The sequence below is a fragment of the Micromonospora ferruginea genome (assembly GCF_013694245.2).
Lineage (GTDB): Bacteria > Actinomycetota > Actinomycetes > Mycobacteriales > Micromonosporaceae > Micromonospora > Micromonospora robiginosa.
Window position 1 is genome coordinate 4,963,050 of record NZ_CP059322.2, and the last position, 17,062, is coordinate 4,980,111.

The 17,062-nt window shown below is 73.9% G+C and carries 16 protein-coding genes; 10 read left to right on the plus strand and 6 right to left on the minus strand.

What is annotated here, in order from left to right:
• Positions 1–13: 13 nt before the first annotated feature.
• On the plus strand, positions 14–1,096 hold the full coding sequence (locus H1D33_RS21785) for a hypothetical protein (RefSeq protein ID WP_181571387.1): 1,083 nt from the start codon (positions 14–16) through the stop codon (positions 1,094–1,096).
• Here the strand turns inward: H1D33_RS21785 and ligD (H1D33_RS21790) are convergent.
• Together ligD (H1D33_RS21790) and ligD (H1D33_RS21795) are read right to left on the minus strand one after the other, a co-directional pair.
• Entirely contained in the window at positions 1,026–1,937 is a 912-nt protein-coding gene (ligD, locus tag H1D33_RS21790; RefSeq protein ID WP_181571386.1) for a non-homologous end-joining DNA ligase, read from the minus strand. The genes H1D33_RS21785 and ligD (H1D33_RS21790) overlap by 71 nt on opposite strands.
• Positions 1,927–2,865: a non-homologous end-joining DNA ligase gene (ligD, locus tag H1D33_RS21795; protein WP_181571385.1), complete on the minus strand. Its 939-nt coding sequence runs from the start codon at positions 2,863–2,865 to the stop codon at positions 1,927–1,929. Before ligD (H1D33_RS21795) ends, ligD (H1D33_RS21790) begins: the two co-directional genes overlap by 11 nt.
• A gap of 87 nt (positions 2,866–2,952) precedes the next feature.
• On the opposite strand from ligD (H1D33_RS21795), the gene ku reads away from it, so the two are divergent.
• The 6 genes from ku to H1D33_RS21825 all read left to right on the plus strand — a co-directional run bounded on the left by ku (position 2,953) and on the right by H1D33_RS21825 (position 8,302).
• Positions 2,953–3,897 carry a non-homologous end joining protein Ku gene (gene ku / locus H1D33_RS21800; protein WP_181571384.1) on the plus strand — a complete coding sequence of 315 codons (945 nt, stop codon included), beginning with the start codon at positions 2,953–2,955 and terminating at the stop codon, positions 3,895–3,897.
• Positions 3,898–4,031: 134 nt separating this feature from the next.
• Complete coding sequence (locus H1D33_RS21805; protein WP_181571383.1) at positions 4,032–4,682, plus strand: DUF4241 domain-containing protein; 651 nt, start codon at positions 4,032–4,034, stop codon at positions 4,680–4,682.
• An 86-nt stretch (positions 4,683–4,768) separates the two neighbouring features.
• Positions 4,769–5,464, plus strand: coding sequence for an FKBP-type peptidyl-prolyl cis-trans isomerase (locus H1D33_RS21810; RefSeq protein WP_414685550.1), 696 nt, complete (start codon positions 4,769–4,771; stop codon positions 5,462–5,464).
• Positions 5,465–5,639: 175 nt separating this feature from the next.
• Entirely contained in the window at positions 5,640–6,488 is an 849-nt protein-coding gene (locus tag H1D33_RS21815; protein WP_181572637.1) for an SCO6745 family protein, read from the plus strand.
• A gap of 31 nt (positions 6,489–6,519) precedes the next feature.
• Positions 6,520–7,176 (plus strand): HAD family hydrolase, encoded by a 657-nt coding sequence (locus tag H1D33_RS21820; protein ID WP_181571381.1) that lies wholly within the window; start codon positions 6,520–6,522, stop codon positions 7,174–7,176.
• A gap of 112 nt (positions 7,177–7,288) precedes the next feature.
• A complete protein-coding gene (locus H1D33_RS21825) occupies positions 7,289–8,302 on the plus strand; it encodes an NADPH:quinone reductase (RefSeq protein WP_181571380.1) in 1,014 nt (337 codons plus the stop codon).
• Positions 8,303–8,477: 175 nt separating this feature from the next.
• On the opposite strand, the gene H1D33_RS21830 is transcribed toward H1D33_RS21825, so the two are convergent.
• Complete coding sequence (locus H1D33_RS21830) at positions 8,478–10,127, minus strand: fatty acid--CoA ligase (RefSeq protein ID WP_246411941.1); 1,650 nt, start codon at positions 10,125–10,127, stop codon at positions 8,478–8,480.
• A gap of 84 nt (positions 10,128–10,211) precedes the next feature.
• Between H1D33_RS21830 and H1D33_RS21835 the strand changes: the two genes are divergently transcribed.
• Positions 10,212–10,703 (plus strand): NUDIX domain-containing protein, encoded by a 492-nt coding sequence (locus tag H1D33_RS21835; RefSeq protein ID WP_181571379.1) that lies wholly within the window; start codon positions 10,212–10,214, stop codon positions 10,701–10,703.
• Between the two features lie 35 nt (positions 10,704–10,738).
• Here H1D33_RS21835 and H1D33_RS21840 read toward each other — a convergent pair whose 3' ends face one another.
• Positions 10,739–12,412 carry an MDR family MFS transporter gene (locus H1D33_RS21840; protein ID WP_181571378.1) on the minus strand — a complete coding sequence of 558 codons (1,674 nt, stop codon included), beginning with the start codon at positions 12,410–12,412 and terminating at the stop codon, positions 10,739–10,741.
• A 54-nt stretch (positions 12,413–12,466) separates the two neighbouring features.
• Entirely contained in the window at positions 12,467–13,024 is a 558-nt protein-coding gene (locus H1D33_RS21845; protein WP_181571377.1) for a type 1 glutamine amidotransferase domain-containing protein, read from the minus strand.
• A gap of 138 nt (positions 13,025–13,162) precedes the next feature.
• Between H1D33_RS21845 and rfaE2 the strand changes: the two genes are divergently transcribed.
• Positions 13,163–15,043, plus strand: coding sequence for a D-glycero-beta-D-manno-heptose 1-phosphate adenylyltransferase (gene rfaE2 / locus H1D33_RS21850; protein WP_181571376.1), 1,881 nt, complete (start codon positions 13,163–13,165; stop codon positions 15,041–15,043).
• Positions 15,040–15,912: a glycosyltransferase family 2 protein gene (locus H1D33_RS21855; protein WP_181571375.1), complete on the plus strand. Its 873-nt coding sequence runs from the start codon at positions 15,040–15,042 to the stop codon at positions 15,910–15,912. Before rfaE2 ends, H1D33_RS21855 begins: the two co-directional genes overlap by 4 nt.
• Here H1D33_RS21855 and H1D33_RS21860 read toward each other — a convergent pair.
• Positions 15,887–17,053 carry a glycosyltransferase family 9 protein gene (locus tag H1D33_RS21860; RefSeq protein ID WP_181572635.1) on the minus strand — a complete coding sequence of 389 codons (1,167 nt, stop codon included), beginning with the start codon at positions 17,051–17,053 and terminating at the stop codon, positions 15,887–15,889. The genes H1D33_RS21855 and H1D33_RS21860 overlap by 26 nt on opposite strands.
• Positions 17,054–17,062: the final 9 nt, after the last annotated feature.

A 17,062-nucleotide genomic window follows, 5' to 3' on the forward strand; every position in this document is an offset into this window, starting at 1 on the left:
GCACGGTGCGGGCATGACGACCGAACCGATACGCCGCCGGCTCCTCCCGGCGGTCGCGTTGCTGCTGCTCGCGCCGTGGACCGCGGAGTGCGTCTGGGGCGGCTTCACGCTCGCCGGAATGCCGTTCCTCGTGCTCCTGCTCGCCCCGATGTACGGCGGGGCCGCGCTGCTGATCCGGGAGACCGCCCGACGCCTCGGGCTGGGCTGGCCGGGGATCGTCCTGCTCGCCGCCGCCTTCGGCGTGGTCCAGGCCGGCCTGGTCGACCAGTCGCTGTTCAACCCCGCCTACCTGGACGACACCCAGTTCGCCGGCACCCGCGCCGCCGCCGAGGCGACGCTGGTGCCCGGTCTCGGGTTCAGCGCCCGGCAGGCGGTCGACTACGTGGGCAACCACGTGGCATTGACCGTCTGCGCGTCGATCGCGCTCGTCGAGTCGTACCTCGGCACGGGCCGCCGGACGCGGCCCTGGCTGGGCCGTCCGGGGCTGGCCGTGGCCGCGCTGCTCTGGCTCGGCGGCAGCCTGCTGGTCTTCGCCGACGACGGCGGCCGCAAGGGCTTCCTGGCCTCGCCGGCGCAGCTCGGGTTCGCCGTGGGGGTGGTGCTGACCCTGGTCACCGCCGCGCTGTGGCGCGCCCGGCGACCCGCCGGCCGATCCGCCGACCCGGATGCGGCCGGCCGGGACGCGGCCGGCCCGGCGGTGGCCCGGAGAGCGCCCTGGCCGCTCTGGCCGGTGCTGGTCGTGCTGGTCGCCTACGTGGGGGCCGGCACCGTGCCGGGCTGGCCGGGAGTCGGGCTCGCGCTCGTCCTCGCCGCGAGCACGGCCGTCCTGCTCACCCGCTGGTCCCGGCGGGCCGGCTGGGGACAGCGGCACGTGCTCGCCGCCGGCTCGGCCAGCGTGCTCGCCGCCGCCGCCGGCGCGTACGACGTGCCGACCTACTCCCCGTCGAGCCCGACCGCGGACCTGGTGGGCGACGTGGCGGTCAGCGTGATCGTGGTGCTCCTGCTCGGTGGCGCGTGGTGGCGGGTCAGGCGGGCAGCTCGGGACCGCCGTCGAGCAGCGGCGCCAGCAGGTCACCCTGCTTCGCCACCCGCCTGAGCACCTCGGTCGCCGTCCAGGGGCGGGTCGACGGGCGCTTGCCGGCCGCGCCCGCCTCGACCTCGTCCCAGGTCAGCGGCGTGGACACGGCCGGCACCGGCTGGGCGCGCAGCGAGTAGGGCGCCACCGTCGTCTTCGCCGCGTTGTTCTGGCTCCAGTCGATGAAGACCTTGCCCGGGCGCAGGTTCTTCGCCATCTTCGACACGATCAGTTTCGGGTGCGCCTGCTCCAACTCCCGGGCGATCCGCCGGGCGTAGTCGGAGACGACCTCGGCGTCCTGCGTGCCGGCGATCGGGCAGCAGAGCTGCATGCCCTTCTTCCCGGACGTCTTCGGGTAGGCGTCGATCCCGTCGTCGGCCAGCCGGTCGCGCATCAGCAGCGCCACCTGGCAGCACTGCCTCAACGCCGCCGGCGCGCCCGGATCCAGGTCGACCACCATCACGTCCGGGTGCGCGCCGATCTTCCACTGCGGCGTGTGCAGCTCCAGCGCGGCCAGGTTGGCCAGCCAGACCAGCGTGGGCAGCTCGTCGCAGACCACGTAGTCGATGGTCTCCCGCCCCTTGCTGGAGCCGGGGGCCGGCAGGTTCTCGGTGCGTACCCAACCGGGGGTCGCGGCGGGTGCGTTCTTCTCGAAGAACGAGCCGCCGTCGACACCGTTGGGAAAGCGGATCCGGGTCAGCGCGCGGTCGGCCAGGTGCGGCAGCAGCACCGGCGCGATCCGGGTGTAGTAGTCGATCACCTCACCCTTGGTGAAGCCGGCCCGCGGGAAGAGCACCTTGTCCAGGTTGGACAACTCCAGCGAACGCCCCTCGACCTCGACCTTCAACCGGTCAGCCGGCATCGGAGACCTCCTCGGGCGGCTTGTCCGGGCGCAGGCGCAGGATCCGCGGGAAGCGCAGCCGGCCGTCCGGGGTGCGCTGGCCGTACCTGACCTCCACCACCACCCGGGGTGATACCCAGATCGCGCCCCGGGCATCCTCGCGCGGCACCCCCGCGGCGAACGGCGAGGCGTCGGCGCGCAGCGGCTCCAGCTCGCGCAGCAGGTCCCGCTCGATCGCCGCGCCGATCCCGCCGCCGACCCGCCCCCGGTAGACCAGCCGCCCGTCCGGCCCCGGCACGCCGACCAGCAGCCCGCCGATCCGCCGCGCGCCGGGCCGCCAGCCGCCGACCACGAAGTCGCCGGTGACCTCCAGCTTCACCTTCACCCAGTCCGGCGAGCGCACCCCGGGCCGGTAGACCGAGTCGGCCCGCTTGGCCATCACCCCCTCCAGCCCGTGCTCGCCGGCCGCCGCCCAGGTGGCCGGCCCGTCGGTGAAGACCGGCGGCACCGCCCACCGGGCGGCCCCGAGCCCGAGCGACTCCAGCGCCGCCCGCCGCTCCCGCCACGGCCGGGCGGTCAGGTCCACGCCGTCGAGCCGCAACAGGTCGAAGATCATGTACGTGACGGGGGCGGTCGCCGCCAGCCGGGCCGCCTTGGCCGGGTTGCGCACGTGCATCCGCTCGGCCAGCGCGGTGAACGAGGGCTGCCCGTCGGTGAAGAGCACCACCTCGCCGTCGAGCAGCGCGTCGTCGACCTGCTCGGCCAGGTTGAGCAGCTCCGGGTACGCGGTGGTCACCTCGACCCCGGACCGGGCGTAGAAGTGCCGGCTGCCGTGGGAGAGATCGGCGAGCGCGCGGATGCCGTCCCACTTGAACTCGTACGCCCACGCGGCACCGGCCGGGAGCTGCCCGGTCATCGCGAGCATCGGCTTCAGCGGCGCGCCGGGCACCTCCTGACTGTAGTTGCACGCCGAAGGGCGTGCGTCCCGTTCGATCGTTTGCGATTCTGGTGTTCAGCCGGGGAGAGGAGCACGGGGATGCGGGCCATCTGGAAGGGGGCGGTGTCGTTCGGCCTGGTGTCGATCGGGGTGAAGGTCTACTCGGCCACCGAGGAGAAGGACATCCGGTTCCACCAGGTGCACCGCGAGGACGGCGGCCGCATCCGCTACAAGCGCACCTGCTCGGTCTGCGGCGAGGAGGTCACCTACGACGACATCGCCAAGGGCTACGACGTCGGCGGCGGCGAGATGGTCATCCTCACCGACGAGGACTTCGCCGACCTGCCGTTGAGCACCTCGCACGCGATCGACGTGCTGGAGTTCGTGCCGGCCGAGCAGGTCGACCCGATCCTCTACAACAAGGCCTACTTCCTCGAACCGGAGGGCACCGCCACCAAGCCGTACGTGCTGCTGCGCGACGCGCTGAGCGACTCGGAGCGGGTGGCGATCGTCAAGGTGGCGCTGCGCCAGCGGGAGCAGTTGGCCACCCTGCGGGTCCGCGAGGGCGTGCTGCTGCTCAACACGATGCTCTGGCCGGACGAGATCCGCCGGCCCGACTTCGGCTTCCTCGACGAGGACCTGAAGGTCCGCCCGCCGGAGCTGGCGATGGCCAGCTCGCTGATCGACTCGATGGCCGGCGAGTTCGAGCCGGACGCGTTCACCGACGACTACCGGGCCGCGTTGCAGGAGGTCATCGACGCGAAGGTCGAGGGCCGCGAGGTGGTGCAGCCGGAGGAGGAAGAGGCCGCGCCGGCCGCCGCGGTGGACCTGATGGCCGCGCTGAAGGCGTCGGTCGAGCGGGCCCGCGCGGCCCGGGGCGAGGCGCCGTCCGGCGGCGGGGCCGAGCCGACGCCGATCTCGTCGGCCCGCTCCGCGAAGAAGACCCCCGCCAAAAAGACCACCGCCAAGAAGACCCCCGCGAAGAAGACCCCCGCCAAGAAGACGGCGCCCAAGAAGGCCCCCGCGAAAAAGAAACCCGCCTGAGATGTAAGGAGGGGCCCCCTCTTAACGCTTCCGGTAGAGGCGGGGCCCCTTCTTAACACCCGCGGCCCGTGGACAAGATGTCCGCGACCGCCGGTACGCTCCGCCGACCGTCGGTCAGCGAGAGGACCCTTCCCGTGCCCTACACCCCAGACTTCGCGCGGCTGCTCACCCCCGGCGCCCGGTTCGAGGACGAAACCGCCGTACACCTGATCGAGGCACATCCGGCCGGCGAGGTGGTGCTGCCGACCGGCCGCCTGGTGGGATGCGATCCGCTGGTCTGCCCGGAGAGCGACCCGTACACCGTCTCGGTCGCACCCGGTCGCTACCCGGCGCGTGCCTGGGTGTCGTCGGTCCGCCGCGACGGCGTCGAGACCGACCGGCGGGTCGCGGCGCTGGAGGTCGTCGTCCGCGACGAGCCGGTCTCGCGGTGGGAGATGGCCGTCGTGGACGGCCAGGACGTCGCCGAGCTGGGCCCGGACGACTTCTTCGGGTACGGCGTGGACGCCGGCACCGGCACGCTCGCCGACCGCGACGCGCTCGCCGTGGTCGAGGACTGGGACGAGGACCGGATCGAGGAGGTCTTCCTCGCCGAGGACGGCCACGCCGCCAGTGGTCCGGTGCCCGGCCTGGTCGACGTGGTCGTGGACGAGGTGACCGGCGCGAACGTGCTGACCGTCTGGTCGGGTTGGGGGGACGGCTGCTACGGCACCTGGGTGGGCCGCGGCGCGGACGACCGGGTCGCGAGGTTCGTCACCGATTTCATGGTGGTGCCCGCGGAAGGCTGACCTGTTAACCGGGGGCCCCGCCTATACCGAATGCGTTAAGAAGGGCCCCCGCCTTTCATCACGGTGGGGGTGTGGGCGGGTACCGTTTGCGCGCATCCACCCACCTGCAGGGAGTCGACGTGAGCGAGCGTGTGGAGAACCGGTCGGAGGACCAGGCCGCCCCGGCCACCAAGGCAGGGCGGCGACTGGCCGCCCAGTTGGCGGAGAAGAAGGCCGCCGAGGCGCGCCGGCGCCGGCAGTCGATGCTGGGCGCGGCGGCCGGTGTCCTCGCCGTGGTGGCCCTGGTCGGCGGCCTCGTCTGGCTGAACAGTGGGGACGACGACAAGTCGACCTCCACCGCCACCTCGGCCAGCCCCAGCGCTCCGGTCGAGCCGACCGCGCCGCCCGCCGCGGAGCTGCCCGCGAACATCGACCCGGCGCTGAAGACCAAGCCGACCGTCACGGCCGGTACCGGCGAGCTGAAGAAGCTGACCGTCACCACCCTGGTCAAGGGCACCGGCCCGGCGGTGAAGGCCGGGCAGACCATCACCACGAACTACGTGGGCGTCTTCTACAAGGACGGCAAGCAGTTCGACGCGTCCTGGGACAACGGCCAGCCCGCCACCTTCCCGATCGGCGTGGGCCAGGTCATCAAGGGCTGGGACCAGGGTCTGGTCGGGGTGCCGGTGGGCAGCCGCGTGCAGCTCGACCTGCCGGCCGCGCTGGCGTACGGCGACAAGGCCGAGGGCGGCCGTCCGGCCGGGCCGCTGCGCTTCGTGGTGGACGTGCTCGCCGCGCAGTGAGCGCCGGCGGGGGCGGACCGACCGGATCGGTGCGGTAGGCCACAGCGGCCTTCCCTGCCGGTGCGCACCGCCAGTAGGTTCGGGGTCACCGTGCGCGGTTCGCCGCGTACGGTGACTTCTCACCGACGCGGAGGTGCACGTGGCGGCGCTGGACGACCCCGGGGTGACCCGGCAGATGTGGACGCTCTTCGAGCCGGTCCACGCGGTCACCTACTTCCATCCGCGGGCCCGGGCCGCGTTCGAGGCGGTCGGGCTGCGCGGCTACTGGCGCGGCTACTTCGCCGGCCGGGCCGCGCCGCTCGGTGCGGTCGACGCGCCGACGGTGACCGCGGCGTTCTTCAGCTTCGCGCCGGGCATGGTGGCCCGGGCGTTGCCGTCGGTGTGGCGGCTGGCCTCCCCGGAGGAGGCGTTGCGCGCCCGGCTCACCGGCGCGGTGCAGGCGCTCGCCGAGTTCACCTACGAGCTGCCCGAGTCGCACCTCGTCGAGGTCGCCGACCTGCTCGAGGAGGCGGCCGGGCGGGTGGACACCGCCGGGCGGGTGCTCGGTGCCGTCAACGCCGCCCTGCCCCGCGGCGAATACCCGCTGGCCCGGCTCTGGCAGGCCGCCGCCACGCTGCGCGAGCACCGGGGTGACGGGCACGTCGCCGCGCTCGTCGGCACCGGGCTGGACCCGGTGGAGGTGGTGGCCTGGCGGTGCCGGGTCGACCAGTTCCGCGAGTTCCACCAGCCGGCCCGGGGCTGGACCGACGAGGAGTGGTCCGCCGCCGAGGAGCGGCTGGTGGAGCGGGGCTGGCTGACCGACGACCACGGCCCGACCGCGCACTCCACCGCCGCGTTCCGGGCGGTCGAGGAGGCCACCGACCGGGCCGCGTCCGGTCCGTGGCGGGCGCTGGGCGCGGAGCGTACGGCGCGGCTGCGGGACCTGCTCGAACCGATCGCGACCCGGTGCCGCACGATCATCCCGCCGAAGGCCCCGATCGGCCTGCCGGCGCAGCAGTCGACCCCGGCGACGCTGCCGCGCTGAACCGGGCCACCGGTTGGGGCAGGATGGCGGCATGGTGGACGCGGTGCTCTTCGACCTGGACGGCGTGATCGTGGACTCGGAGCCGGTCTGGGAGGAGGTCCGGCGGGCGTACGTGGCCGCGCACGGGGGCACCTGGCAGCCCGACACGCAGCGCCGGCTGATGGGCATGAGCACCGGCGAGTGGGCCGGCTACCTGAGCGGCGAGCTGGGCGTCGACCGGTCGGCCGAGCAGGTCGCCTCCGACGTGGTGGCCGAGATGGTCCGGCGCTACGCGCAGCGCGTACCCCTGATCGACCGGGCCGACACGGTGGTGCGCGGGGTGGCCGCGCGGTGGCCGCTGGGGCTGGCCAGCTCGTCGCCGACCCGGCTGATCGCGGCGGCGCTGGACGCGACCGGCCTGGCCGACGCGTTCGGGGCGACGCTGTCGACCGAGGAGACGGCCCGGGGCAAGCCGGCGCCGGACGTGTGGCTGGCGGTGGCGGCCCGGCTGGGCGTCGACTCGGCCCGGTGCGTGGCGGTGGAGGACTCGTCGAACGGGGTCCGCTCGGCGGCGGCCGCCGGGTGCCGGGTGGTGGCGGTGCCGCACGGTTCGTACCCGTTGGATCCGGACGCCGAGGCGCTCGCAGCCGTGCTGCTCCCCTCGATCGACGCGCTCACCCCGGAGCTGCTGGCGGGGTTGGGGCGTTAGGCGGGGCCCCTTCCTCTACCGGAGGCGTTAAGCGGGGGCCCCGCCTTACCGCGGCGCGGCATGTTCGCGCGGGGTTCGGGTAGCGCATTCCACGACGAGCGGAGGGACGGCGATGAAGGCGATCGTGTACGAGCGCAGCGGGGACGCCTCGGTGCTCCAGTTGGTGGAGCGGCCGGAGCCGGAGCCCGGTCCCGGCGAGGTGCTGGTGCGGATGGCCGTCTCGGGGGTGAACCCGACGGACTGGAAGGCCCGCGAGGCGTGGCCGCTGCCGGCCGGCTGGCAGATCCCGCACCAGGACGGCGCCGGGGTGGTCGAGGCGGTCGGTGAGGGCGTCGACCAGACCATGATCGGCGAGCGGGTCTGGGTGTGGGAGGCGGCCTGGCAGCGCCCGTGGGGCACCGCCGCGGAGTACACCGTGGTCCCGGTGCGGCACGCGGTGTCGCTGGGCTCGGCCTCGTTCGACCTGGGCGCGGCGCTGGGCATCCCGTTCATGACCGCGCACCGGTGCCTGACCGCCGGCGAGTTCATGCCGGACAAGCTGCACGCCGGCGCGTTGAGCGACCACGTGGTGCTGGTGCAGGGCGGTGCGGGCGCGGTGGGCAACGCGGCGATCCAGCTCGCCCGCTGGGCCGACGCCTGCGTGATCACCACGGTGAGCACGCCGGAGAAGGCGCAGCTCGCCGCCGCCGCCGGAGCCGACTTCGTGATCAACTACCGCGAGCAGGACGTGGTGGAGGAGGTCCGCAAGGTCGCGCCGGACGGGGTGCACACGATCGTGGAGGTGTCCGCCGCCCGCAACGCCGCCGCCGACGTGCGGATCCTGCGTACCGGTGGCGCGGTCTGCGTCTACGCCGACGACGGCGGCGACGAGGTGACCCTGCCGATCCGGCCGCTGATGGGTCCGAACGCGCGTTGGCAGTTCGTGCTGGTCTACACCGCGCCGAAGGTGGCCAAGGCGCAGGCGGTCACCGACGTCGCGGCGGCGGTGGCGCAGGGCGCGATCCGGGTGGGCGAGGAGGCCGGCCTGCCGCTGCACCGGCACCCGCTGGCCGAGACCGCGGCGGCGCAGCAGGCGGTACGGGACGGCGCGGTGGGCAAGGTGCTGGTCACCACCGCCGACGAGTAGGTGATTTCCCCGACATCAGGACAGAGGCGAACAAGTTTCGCGACAATGACGGTGCGGGTCACCCCGTAACGGACGGGCGGCCCCGGCGCGGTGCGAACGCCGGGGCCGCCCTCTGGGGAGGAATGTCCGTTGGATCGTGTTCCTACCCGTGTAGGCGACGGTACGCCGGAAAGTGTTACGGCGCGGTCAGTTCCCGCACCTCAAGCCCGCCGTCGGCGTACCGCGAGCGCACCACCTTCTTGTCGAACTTGCCGACGCTCGTCTTCGGCACCGCGTCGATGAACGCCCAGCGCTCCGGCACCTGCCAGCGTGCCACCGAGCCGGCCAGGAAGTCCCGCAGCTCCTCGGCGGTGACCGAGGCGCCCTCGCGGACCACCACGGTGGCCAGCGGTCGCTCGTCCCAGCGCTCGTCCGGCACGCCCACCACGCACGCCTCCAGCACCGCCGGATGGGCCATCAGGGCGTTCTCCAGCTCGACCGAGGAGATCCACTCCCCGCCCGACTTGATCACGTCCTTGGCGCGGTCGGTCAGCGTGATGTAGCCGTCCGGGGAGAGCGTGCCGACGTCCCCGGTCCGCAGCCAGCCGTCCCGGAACTTCTCGGCGTCCGGAACGTCGTCCCCGACGTACCGGGCGGTGACCCACGGCCCACGGACCTCCAGCTCCCCCACGGACGTGCCGTCGGCGGGCAGCGGCTCACCCAGCGGGCCGACGATCCGCGCGGCCACCCCGGCCGGCACGCGGCCCTGGGTGTAGCGGTAGCGCCAGGCGTCGTCGCCGGTGGCGCCGGCCGGCGCACGCGACACCGAGCCCAGCGGGGACATCTCGGTCATCCCCCAGGCGTGGATGACCTCGATGCCGTGCCGGTCGTGGAACGCGTGCATCAGCGCCGGCGGGCAGGCCGAGCCGCCCACGATCACCTCGGTCAGCGAGGAGGTGTCCACGTCGTGGCTGTCCAGGTAGGCCAGCAGGTCGGTCCAGATGGTCGGCACCGCGCCGGCCAGGGTGGGCCGCTCGGCGGCGATCATCGCGGCGATCGGCTCGGCCTGGAGGAAGCGGTCCGGCATGATCAGCGACGCGCCGGAGAGGAACGCCGCGTAGGGCAGGCCCCAGGACATGGCGTGGAACATCGGCACGATGGCCAGCTCCCGGTCCTTCGGGCCGAGGCCGAAGCCCTCCGGCATGCACACCTGGAGCGAGTGCAGGTAGATCGAGCGGTGCGAGTAGGCCACGCCCTTCGGGTTGCCGGTGGTCCCGGACGTGTAGCAGAGCGCCGCCGCGTCCCGCTCGTCCACCTCCGGCCAGTCGAAGACGTCCGGCCGGTCGGCCAGCAGCGCGTCCCAGTGGTGCACGGTGATCCGGTCACCGGCGGCGGCCACCAGCGGGGCCGGGTCGCCGCCGCCCACCACGACCACGTGGCGCACCGTGGCCAGCTCGCCGATCACGCGCGCGAGCAGCGGGATGAGCGTGGTGTCGACGAGCACCACCCGGTCCTCGGCGTGGTTGGCGATGTAGGCGACCTGGTCGGGGAAGAGCCGGAGGTTGAGCGTGTGCAGCACCGCGCCCATGCTCGGCACGGCGAAGTAGGCCACCAGGTGCTCGTTGTTGTTCCACATGAAGGTGGCGACCCGCTCGTCACCGGTCACGCCGCACTCGTCGCGCAGCGCGTGCGCCAGCCGGGCGGCGGCGCGGCCCACCTCCGCGTACGTCATCCGGCGGGGTTCGGCACCGGTCCAGGTGACCACCTCCGCCGCGCCGTGCACGGTGGCGCCGTGTTCGAGGATCCGGGAGATCTGAAGGGGGGCGTCCATCATCGTGCTACGCATGGGTAACAACGTAGTGTCGCCGTTCACACCAGCGGAACCCCCGGAACGGCCGAGACGCCCGGCAATGCTGCGTAGATTGTCCGGGTGAGCATCTCGTGGGCAGACTCGTACGTCGGCCAGCTCCGCGCGCTGGCCGGCGACCGCACCCTGATGTTCGTCGGCGCCCGCGCCGTGGTGCGCGACAACGCCGCCCGGGTGCTGCTGATCCAGCGCTCCGACAACGGCCAGTGGGCGCTCCCGGCCGGCGCCATGGAGCTGGGCGAGTCGATCGCCGACTGCGCGGTCCGCGAGGTCCGCGAGGAGACCGGCCTGCGCGCGCTGCGGGTCAGCGCATTCGCGCTCTACACCGGCCCGGACCGCACCCACACCAACATGTACGGGCACACCTACCAGGTCTTCACCACCGCGTTCCGGGTCGACGAGTGGGACGGCGAGCTGTCCCGGTTCACCGACGAGACCACCGACGCGGGTTTCTTCCACCCGGAGGAGTTCCCCGCCCCGCTCTCGTCCAGCGTCCACGAGACGCTCGCCGACCTGGACGTCTTCGAGCAGACCAACCGCCTCATCCTGAAGTAGGCCGGCGCTGCCGGCGGCATCCCGAGCGGGCCGGCTCAGAGCATCGTCTGCGACTTCGCCTCCATCTCGGCGGCGGCCTCCTCCTTCGACTCCTTCGGCAGCGGCTTGCCGCCCGGCGCGGCGGCCTTCCCGCCCAGCGGGTCGGCCCCGCCGGTGGCGCCCTGCGGGCCGGCCCCGCGCAACTGCTGGTTCGGCATGAGCAGGGTGACCAGCACCGCCAGCACCGCGACCAACCCGGTGGTCAGGAAGACCAGGTGCAGCGCCTCGACGAACGAGGACTGGATCGCGGCGCGTACCGGCCCGGGCAGGGCGAGGATGGTCGCCGGATCGTTGATCGAGATGTTCTCGGTGCCGCCGGCCGCCACCGCCGCCCGCTGCTGCGGCGGAAGCTGGGCGAGCGCGCCGGGCAGCCGGTCCGCCAGCGCGGAACTGAGCCGGGTGGACAGCACCGCGCCCAGGATCGCCACCCCGAACGAGCCGCCCAGCGAGCGGAAGAACGTGGCCGAGGAGGTGCCCGCGCCGAGGTCGCGGACGTCCACCGCGTTCTGCACCGCCAGGATCAGCGACTGCATGCACAGGCCCAGCCCGACGCCGATCACCACCATGTAGCCGAACGCGATCCAGAGCGACGTCGCCACCTGGAGCTGGCGGAACAGCAGCATGCCGGCCACCAGCACCGCCGAGCCGGCGACCGGGAACCACTTGTACCGGCCGATCCGGCTCATCGCCCGGCCGGTCAGGATCGACGTGACGATGATGCCGGCCATCATCGGCAGCATCAGCAGGCCGCTTCGGGTGGGCGAGGCGCCCTTGACGATCTGCAGGTAGAGCGGGATGAAGATGATCGACCCGAACATCACCAGGCCGAGCACGAAGCCGGCGGAGTTGGCCAGCGCGAACGTGCGGCTGCGGAACAGCCGCAGCGGCAGGATCGGCTCCCGGGTGCGGGCCTCCTGGAGCAGGAACGCCACGCCCAGCACCGCGCCGGCCACGAACAGCCCGACGATCACCGCGGAGCCCCAGGCGTACGAGGTGCCGCCCCAGCTCAGCGCCAGCAGCAGGCAGCTCACGCCGGCCACCAGCAGCGCCGCCCCGATCCAGTCCACGGTGTGCTCGCGGCGCTGGAACGGCACCAGCCGCATGACGTGCCAGCAGACCACGATGGCGAGGATCGCCAGCGGCACGTTGATGTAGAAGATCCAGCGCCAGTTCGTCTCCGCGAAGTAGCCGCCGACCAGCGGCCCGGCCACCGACGACAGGCCGAACACGGCACCGAACAGGCCCTGGTAGCGGCCCCGCTCCCGGGGCGGCACCACGTCCGAGATGATGGTGAAGGCCAGCGTCATCAGGCCACCCGCGCCGAGGCCCTGCACGCCCCGGGTGATGATCAACTGGGTCATGTCCTGCGACAGCCCGGCCAGCAGCGAGCCGAGCAGGAACGCGCCGATCGAGAAGAGGAAGACCGGCCGGCGCCCGTACAGGTCGGCCATCTTGCCGTAGAGCGGCGTGGAGGCGGTCGAGGCCAGCAGGTAGGCGGTGACCACCCACGAGTAGTGGTCGATCCCGCCCAGCTCACCGACGATGGTGGGCAGCGCGGTGCCGACGATGGTCTGGTCGAGCGCGGCCAGCAGCATGCCGGTCATCAGACCGAACATCAGCAGGCGGATCTGACGGGCGGGCAGGGCGGGACGGGCGGCCTGGGCGGTCATCCCGCTTCCTATCCCACCGGGGGCGGATCATGCCCCCGGTGGGACGTCGAGTTTTCAGCGTGCGGTGTGCCGCCCCTCGGCGAACTCCTCGACGATCTTGGCGCAGAACGCCGGCAGGTCGTCCGGCTTGCGGCTGCTGACCAGCCCGTTGTCGGTGACGACCTCCTGGTCCACCCAGTTCGCGCCGGCGTTGGTGAGGTCGGTGCGCAGGCTCGGCCAGGAGGTGATCGTGCGGCCACGCACCACGTCCGCCTCGACCAGCGTCCACGGGCCGTGGCAGATCACCCCGACCGGCTTGCCCGCGTCGAAGAACGACTTCACGAACCGGACCGCGTCCGGGTCGGCCCGCAGGAAGTCCGGGTTCGCCACGCCGCCGGGCAGCACCAGCCCGTCGTACGCCCCGGCGTCCGCCTCCTTGGTGGTGACGTCGACCGGGTACTGCTTGCCGTGGTCCAGGTGGTTGAACGCCTGGATCGAGCCGGACTCGATGGAGACCAGCTCCACCTGGGCACCGGCGTTCTCCACCGCCTCGCGAGGCTTGGTGTACTCGACCTCCTCGACGCCGTCGGCGGCCAGGAAGGCGATCCGCTTGCCCTGAAGTGTCGCTGCCATGCTGCTTCTCCTCTCCGGGGATGTCTGCACGGTTCCCCCGGCGGATGCCCCGAAACCGGACGTGACGGGTGGCTCCCGTCCCACCGGGCCGCCTCGCGACCAGGTTTGGTCGGTCGGCGCCGGGGGACCCGGAGGGGCATGGCAGGAGCAGCGGCGGAAGAGCGCCGGCTGGCCACCGTGGTGGCGAGCTGGCAGGAACGTCCCGTGCTTGTCGTCGGCGACGCCATGCTGGACGAGTGGCGGTTCGCCGAGTCGGAGCGGCTCTGCCGGGAGGCGCCGGCACCGGTCCTCACCCTGCGTCGCCGGATCTCCGCCGCCGGCGGTGCCGCGAACACCGCGGTCAACATCGCCGCGCTCGGCGGCCGGGCCGCGCTGGTCGCCCCGGTCGGCGCCGACGTCGCCGGTGACGAGCTGCACGACTGCCTGGACCGGGCGGCGGTCTGGGACCGCACGGCGAGCCAGCCCGGCCGGCCCACCCCGGTCAAGCGGCGGATGCTCGCCGGCAACCAGATCCTGCTCCGGGAGGACTCCGGCGGCCCGGACGATCCGCTGGACTCCGACGGGGTGGCCCGCCTGCTGACCGCGCTGCACTGCGCCACCGAGGAGCTGCGGGCGGTGGCCGCCGGGGCGCCGGTCACGCTCGTGGTCTGCGACTACGGCCTGGGCGCGCTGCCCTCGGCGGTACGCGCCTGGCTGGTCGCCAACCGCGACCGGTACGGCACGGTGGCGCTGGACGCGCACGACCTGGCCGACTGGCGTGGCCTCAACCCGACCGTGGTGACCCCGAGTTTCGCCGAGGCGACCCGGTTGCTGGCCCGCGCCGCCGCCGGTTTCGCCCAAACCGAGCGCGGTGCCGTCCGTGGCGGCGGCGACCTGCACCTGGACCATCCGGCGGGGGCCGACGGCCCGTCCGAGCTGGTGGTCGGCACCGCGCCCGGCGGGGCCGGCGATCGGCCGACCGGCGACCCGATGCGAGCGACCGACGACCCGGCCGGCGGGCGGGCCGCGGGCAGCCCGCATCCGGCGTCCGGGGCGCCCACCGGCGGGGCCGACCGGCCCTCCACGACGTCCGGGCCGACCGGCGAGCCGACACCGGGCGAGGAACGGGTGGCGCTGACCGGGAACGGGCTGAGCGTCACCGGCACCGGGGTGACCGTGAGCGCGACGGCCGGCGAGGGCGTGGACCGGGCCGTGCTGGCCGAGTCGCGCCTGTCCGAGCTGCGGGCGCACACCGGCGCGGACGTGGTGGCGGTGACGCTGGACACCGAGGGCGCGGTGGTCGGCGGCGCCGACGGCTCGCCCCGGCGCAGCCACAGCACCCCGGTCCCGGCCAGTCACGCCGTCGGGGCCGGGGACGCGTACCTGGCGGCCATGACGCTGGCGCTCGCCGCCGAGGCGAACCTGCCCACCGCCGCGCAGCTCGCCCAGCTCGCCGCCACCATCACCGTCGCCGACACCGGCACCTGCGTCTGCCGGCGCGAGGATCTGCTCGCCGCGTTGGGCGCCGGTGGCGACGAGGCCGGGCACCCGGCCCTGGTCGGCGCGGACGAGCTGACCGCGCTGGTCGCCGAGCACCGCGCGGCGGGCCGGTCGGTGGTGTTCACCAACGGCTGCTTCGACGTGCTGCATCCCGGGCACGTCCGCTACCTGACCCAGGCCCGCGCGCTCGGCGACCTGCTGATCGTGGCGGTCAACTCGGACGGCAGCGTCCGCCGGCTCAAGGGCGCGGACCGGCCGGTCAACCCGGTCGAGGACCGCACCGCCCTGCTGGCGGCGCTGGCCTGCGTGGACCACGTGGTGATCTTCGAGGAGGACTCGCCGGCCCGGCTGATCGAGGCGGTCCGCCCGGACGTCTACGTCAAGGGCGGCGACTATCCGCCGGAGATGGTGCCGGAGGCGCCGCTGGTACGCCGCCTCGGCGGGCAGGTCCGCACGCTCGGCTACGTGCCGGACCGCTCCACCTCGGCGATCATCGACCGGATCCGCGCCCAGTCGGTCACCGAGAGCAGGCCCGCGTGACCCGACCGCTCGATCCCGGCACGTCCGAGCAGTTCCGCCGCCCCCGGCGCGTCGACGTGCTGATCCCCACCCGCAACCGGCCGGCCGAGCTGGCGGTCACCCTGTCCGGGCTGGCCGCCCAGGAGGGCGTACCCGGCTTCGGGGTGGTGGTCAGCGACCAGTCCGACGGCGAGCCGGCGTACACGCACCCGGCGGCCGCCACCATGGTCCGGGCGCTGCGCCACCGGGGACACCCGGTGCTGCTGACCCGGCGGCTGCCCCGGCGCGGGCTGGCCGAGCACCGGTCCTACCTGCTGGGGCAGTCGGCGGCCGACGCCGTGCTCTGCCTCGACGACGACGTGTGGCTGGAGCCGGGCAGCCTGTCCCGGCTGGTCGGCGCGCTCGACGAGCTGGGCTGCGGGTTCGTCGGCAACGCGGTGCACGGGCTCTCCTACACCGACGACGTGCGCCCGGACACCCACCGGCACTACGAGGAGTGGCCGGGCCGCCCGGAGCCGGAGCGGATCCGCCCGGGCACGCCGGAGTGGCACCGGGCGGCGATCCACCCGGCGGCGAACCTGCTGCACGTCACCGAGAAGCTGGGCCTGCCGGCCGGCGCGTGGCGGGCGTACAAGGTGTCCTGGATCGGCGGATGCGTGCTCTACGACCGGGCGAAGCTGGTCGACGCCGGCGGCTTCGACTTCTGGGAGCGGCTGCCCGAGCGGCACCAGGGCGAGGACGTGGCCGCCCAGCTCGCCGTGCTGGAGCGCCACGGCGGCGCCGGCGTGCTGCCCAGCGGGGCCTACCACCTGGAGTCGCCGACCACGGTCACCGAGCGGGACGTGGAGGCGTGGGAGGTCGTGCTCAGCGAGTCGAACGCGGAGGTGTGAGCAGCTCGCGGGCCGCCTCCACCACCTCGACGGCGGGCACGTCGGCCACGAACGACACCCGGTGCGGGCAGTTGCCGTCGCCCGGCCGGTGCGGGTAGATCCCGGGCGTGCAGTCGACCCCGCAGACCGGGCACCGGGTGGTCCAGGCCGCGATCGGCCGGTGCCGGCCGCGCAGCGGTGACGCCCCGTTGATCAGGTTGCCGACCCAGAAGATCCCCACCGTGGGCGCGCCGACCGCGGCGGCCAGGTGCAGTGGCCCGGTGTCGTTGGAGATCACCAGCGCGCAGTCCGCGTAGGCGGCGGCGAGCGCGCCGAGACCCAACGTGCCGACCTGCGGGCGGACCGGCACGCCGGCCGCCGCGACCACCGCGTCGACCGTCTCCCGCTCCACCGGCGTGCCGGTGACCAGCACCTCGTACCCGTCGGCGACGAGCGCGCGGGCGACCTCGGCGAAGCTCTCCGCGGGCCAGCGCCGCCGGGTGTCGGTGGCGCCCGGGTGCAGCGCCACCCGGGGCCGGGTGGACGCGCCGAGCACCGCGGCGGCCTCGACCCGGTCGGCGTCGGTCACCGCCAACGCCGGGGTGATCGTGGTGGCCGGCGCACCGACCAGGGCGACCACCTCCAGGTAGCGGATCACCTCGTGCTGGTAGTAGACGTAGCGCAGCCAGCGGTCCAGCGGCGGCGCGTCCTCGGCCCGCAGCCCGGCGGTGACCCGCGCGCCGAGGCCGGTGACGAACGGGTTGGAGTTGGCGCCGCCGCCGTGCACCTGCACCGCCAGGTCGAACCGTTCGGCGCGGGCGGCGGCCAGGAAGTCGGCCGGGTCGCCCGGCGACTCGTCCGGGCCGGGTTCGCGGATGCCGGGGCCCGGCGGCACCACCAGCACCCGGTCCACCGGGCCGGGCCGGTCGCGCCAGAGCGCCGCGTGCCACGGCGCGCCGAGCAGCACGATCTCCGCCTTCGGGTACGCGGCCCGCAGCGCCTCCAGCGCGGGCAGCACGAAGATGAAGTCGCCGAGCGCGTTGGCCCGCAGCACGGCGATCCGCTCGACGTCCGCGACGCGCTCACCGGTCGGGCCGAGCGCCGACGACGCCTCCGGGGCGCCGCGCGGCGACGGACGCGCCGAGCCGGGGTCGTCGGACACAATCGTCAC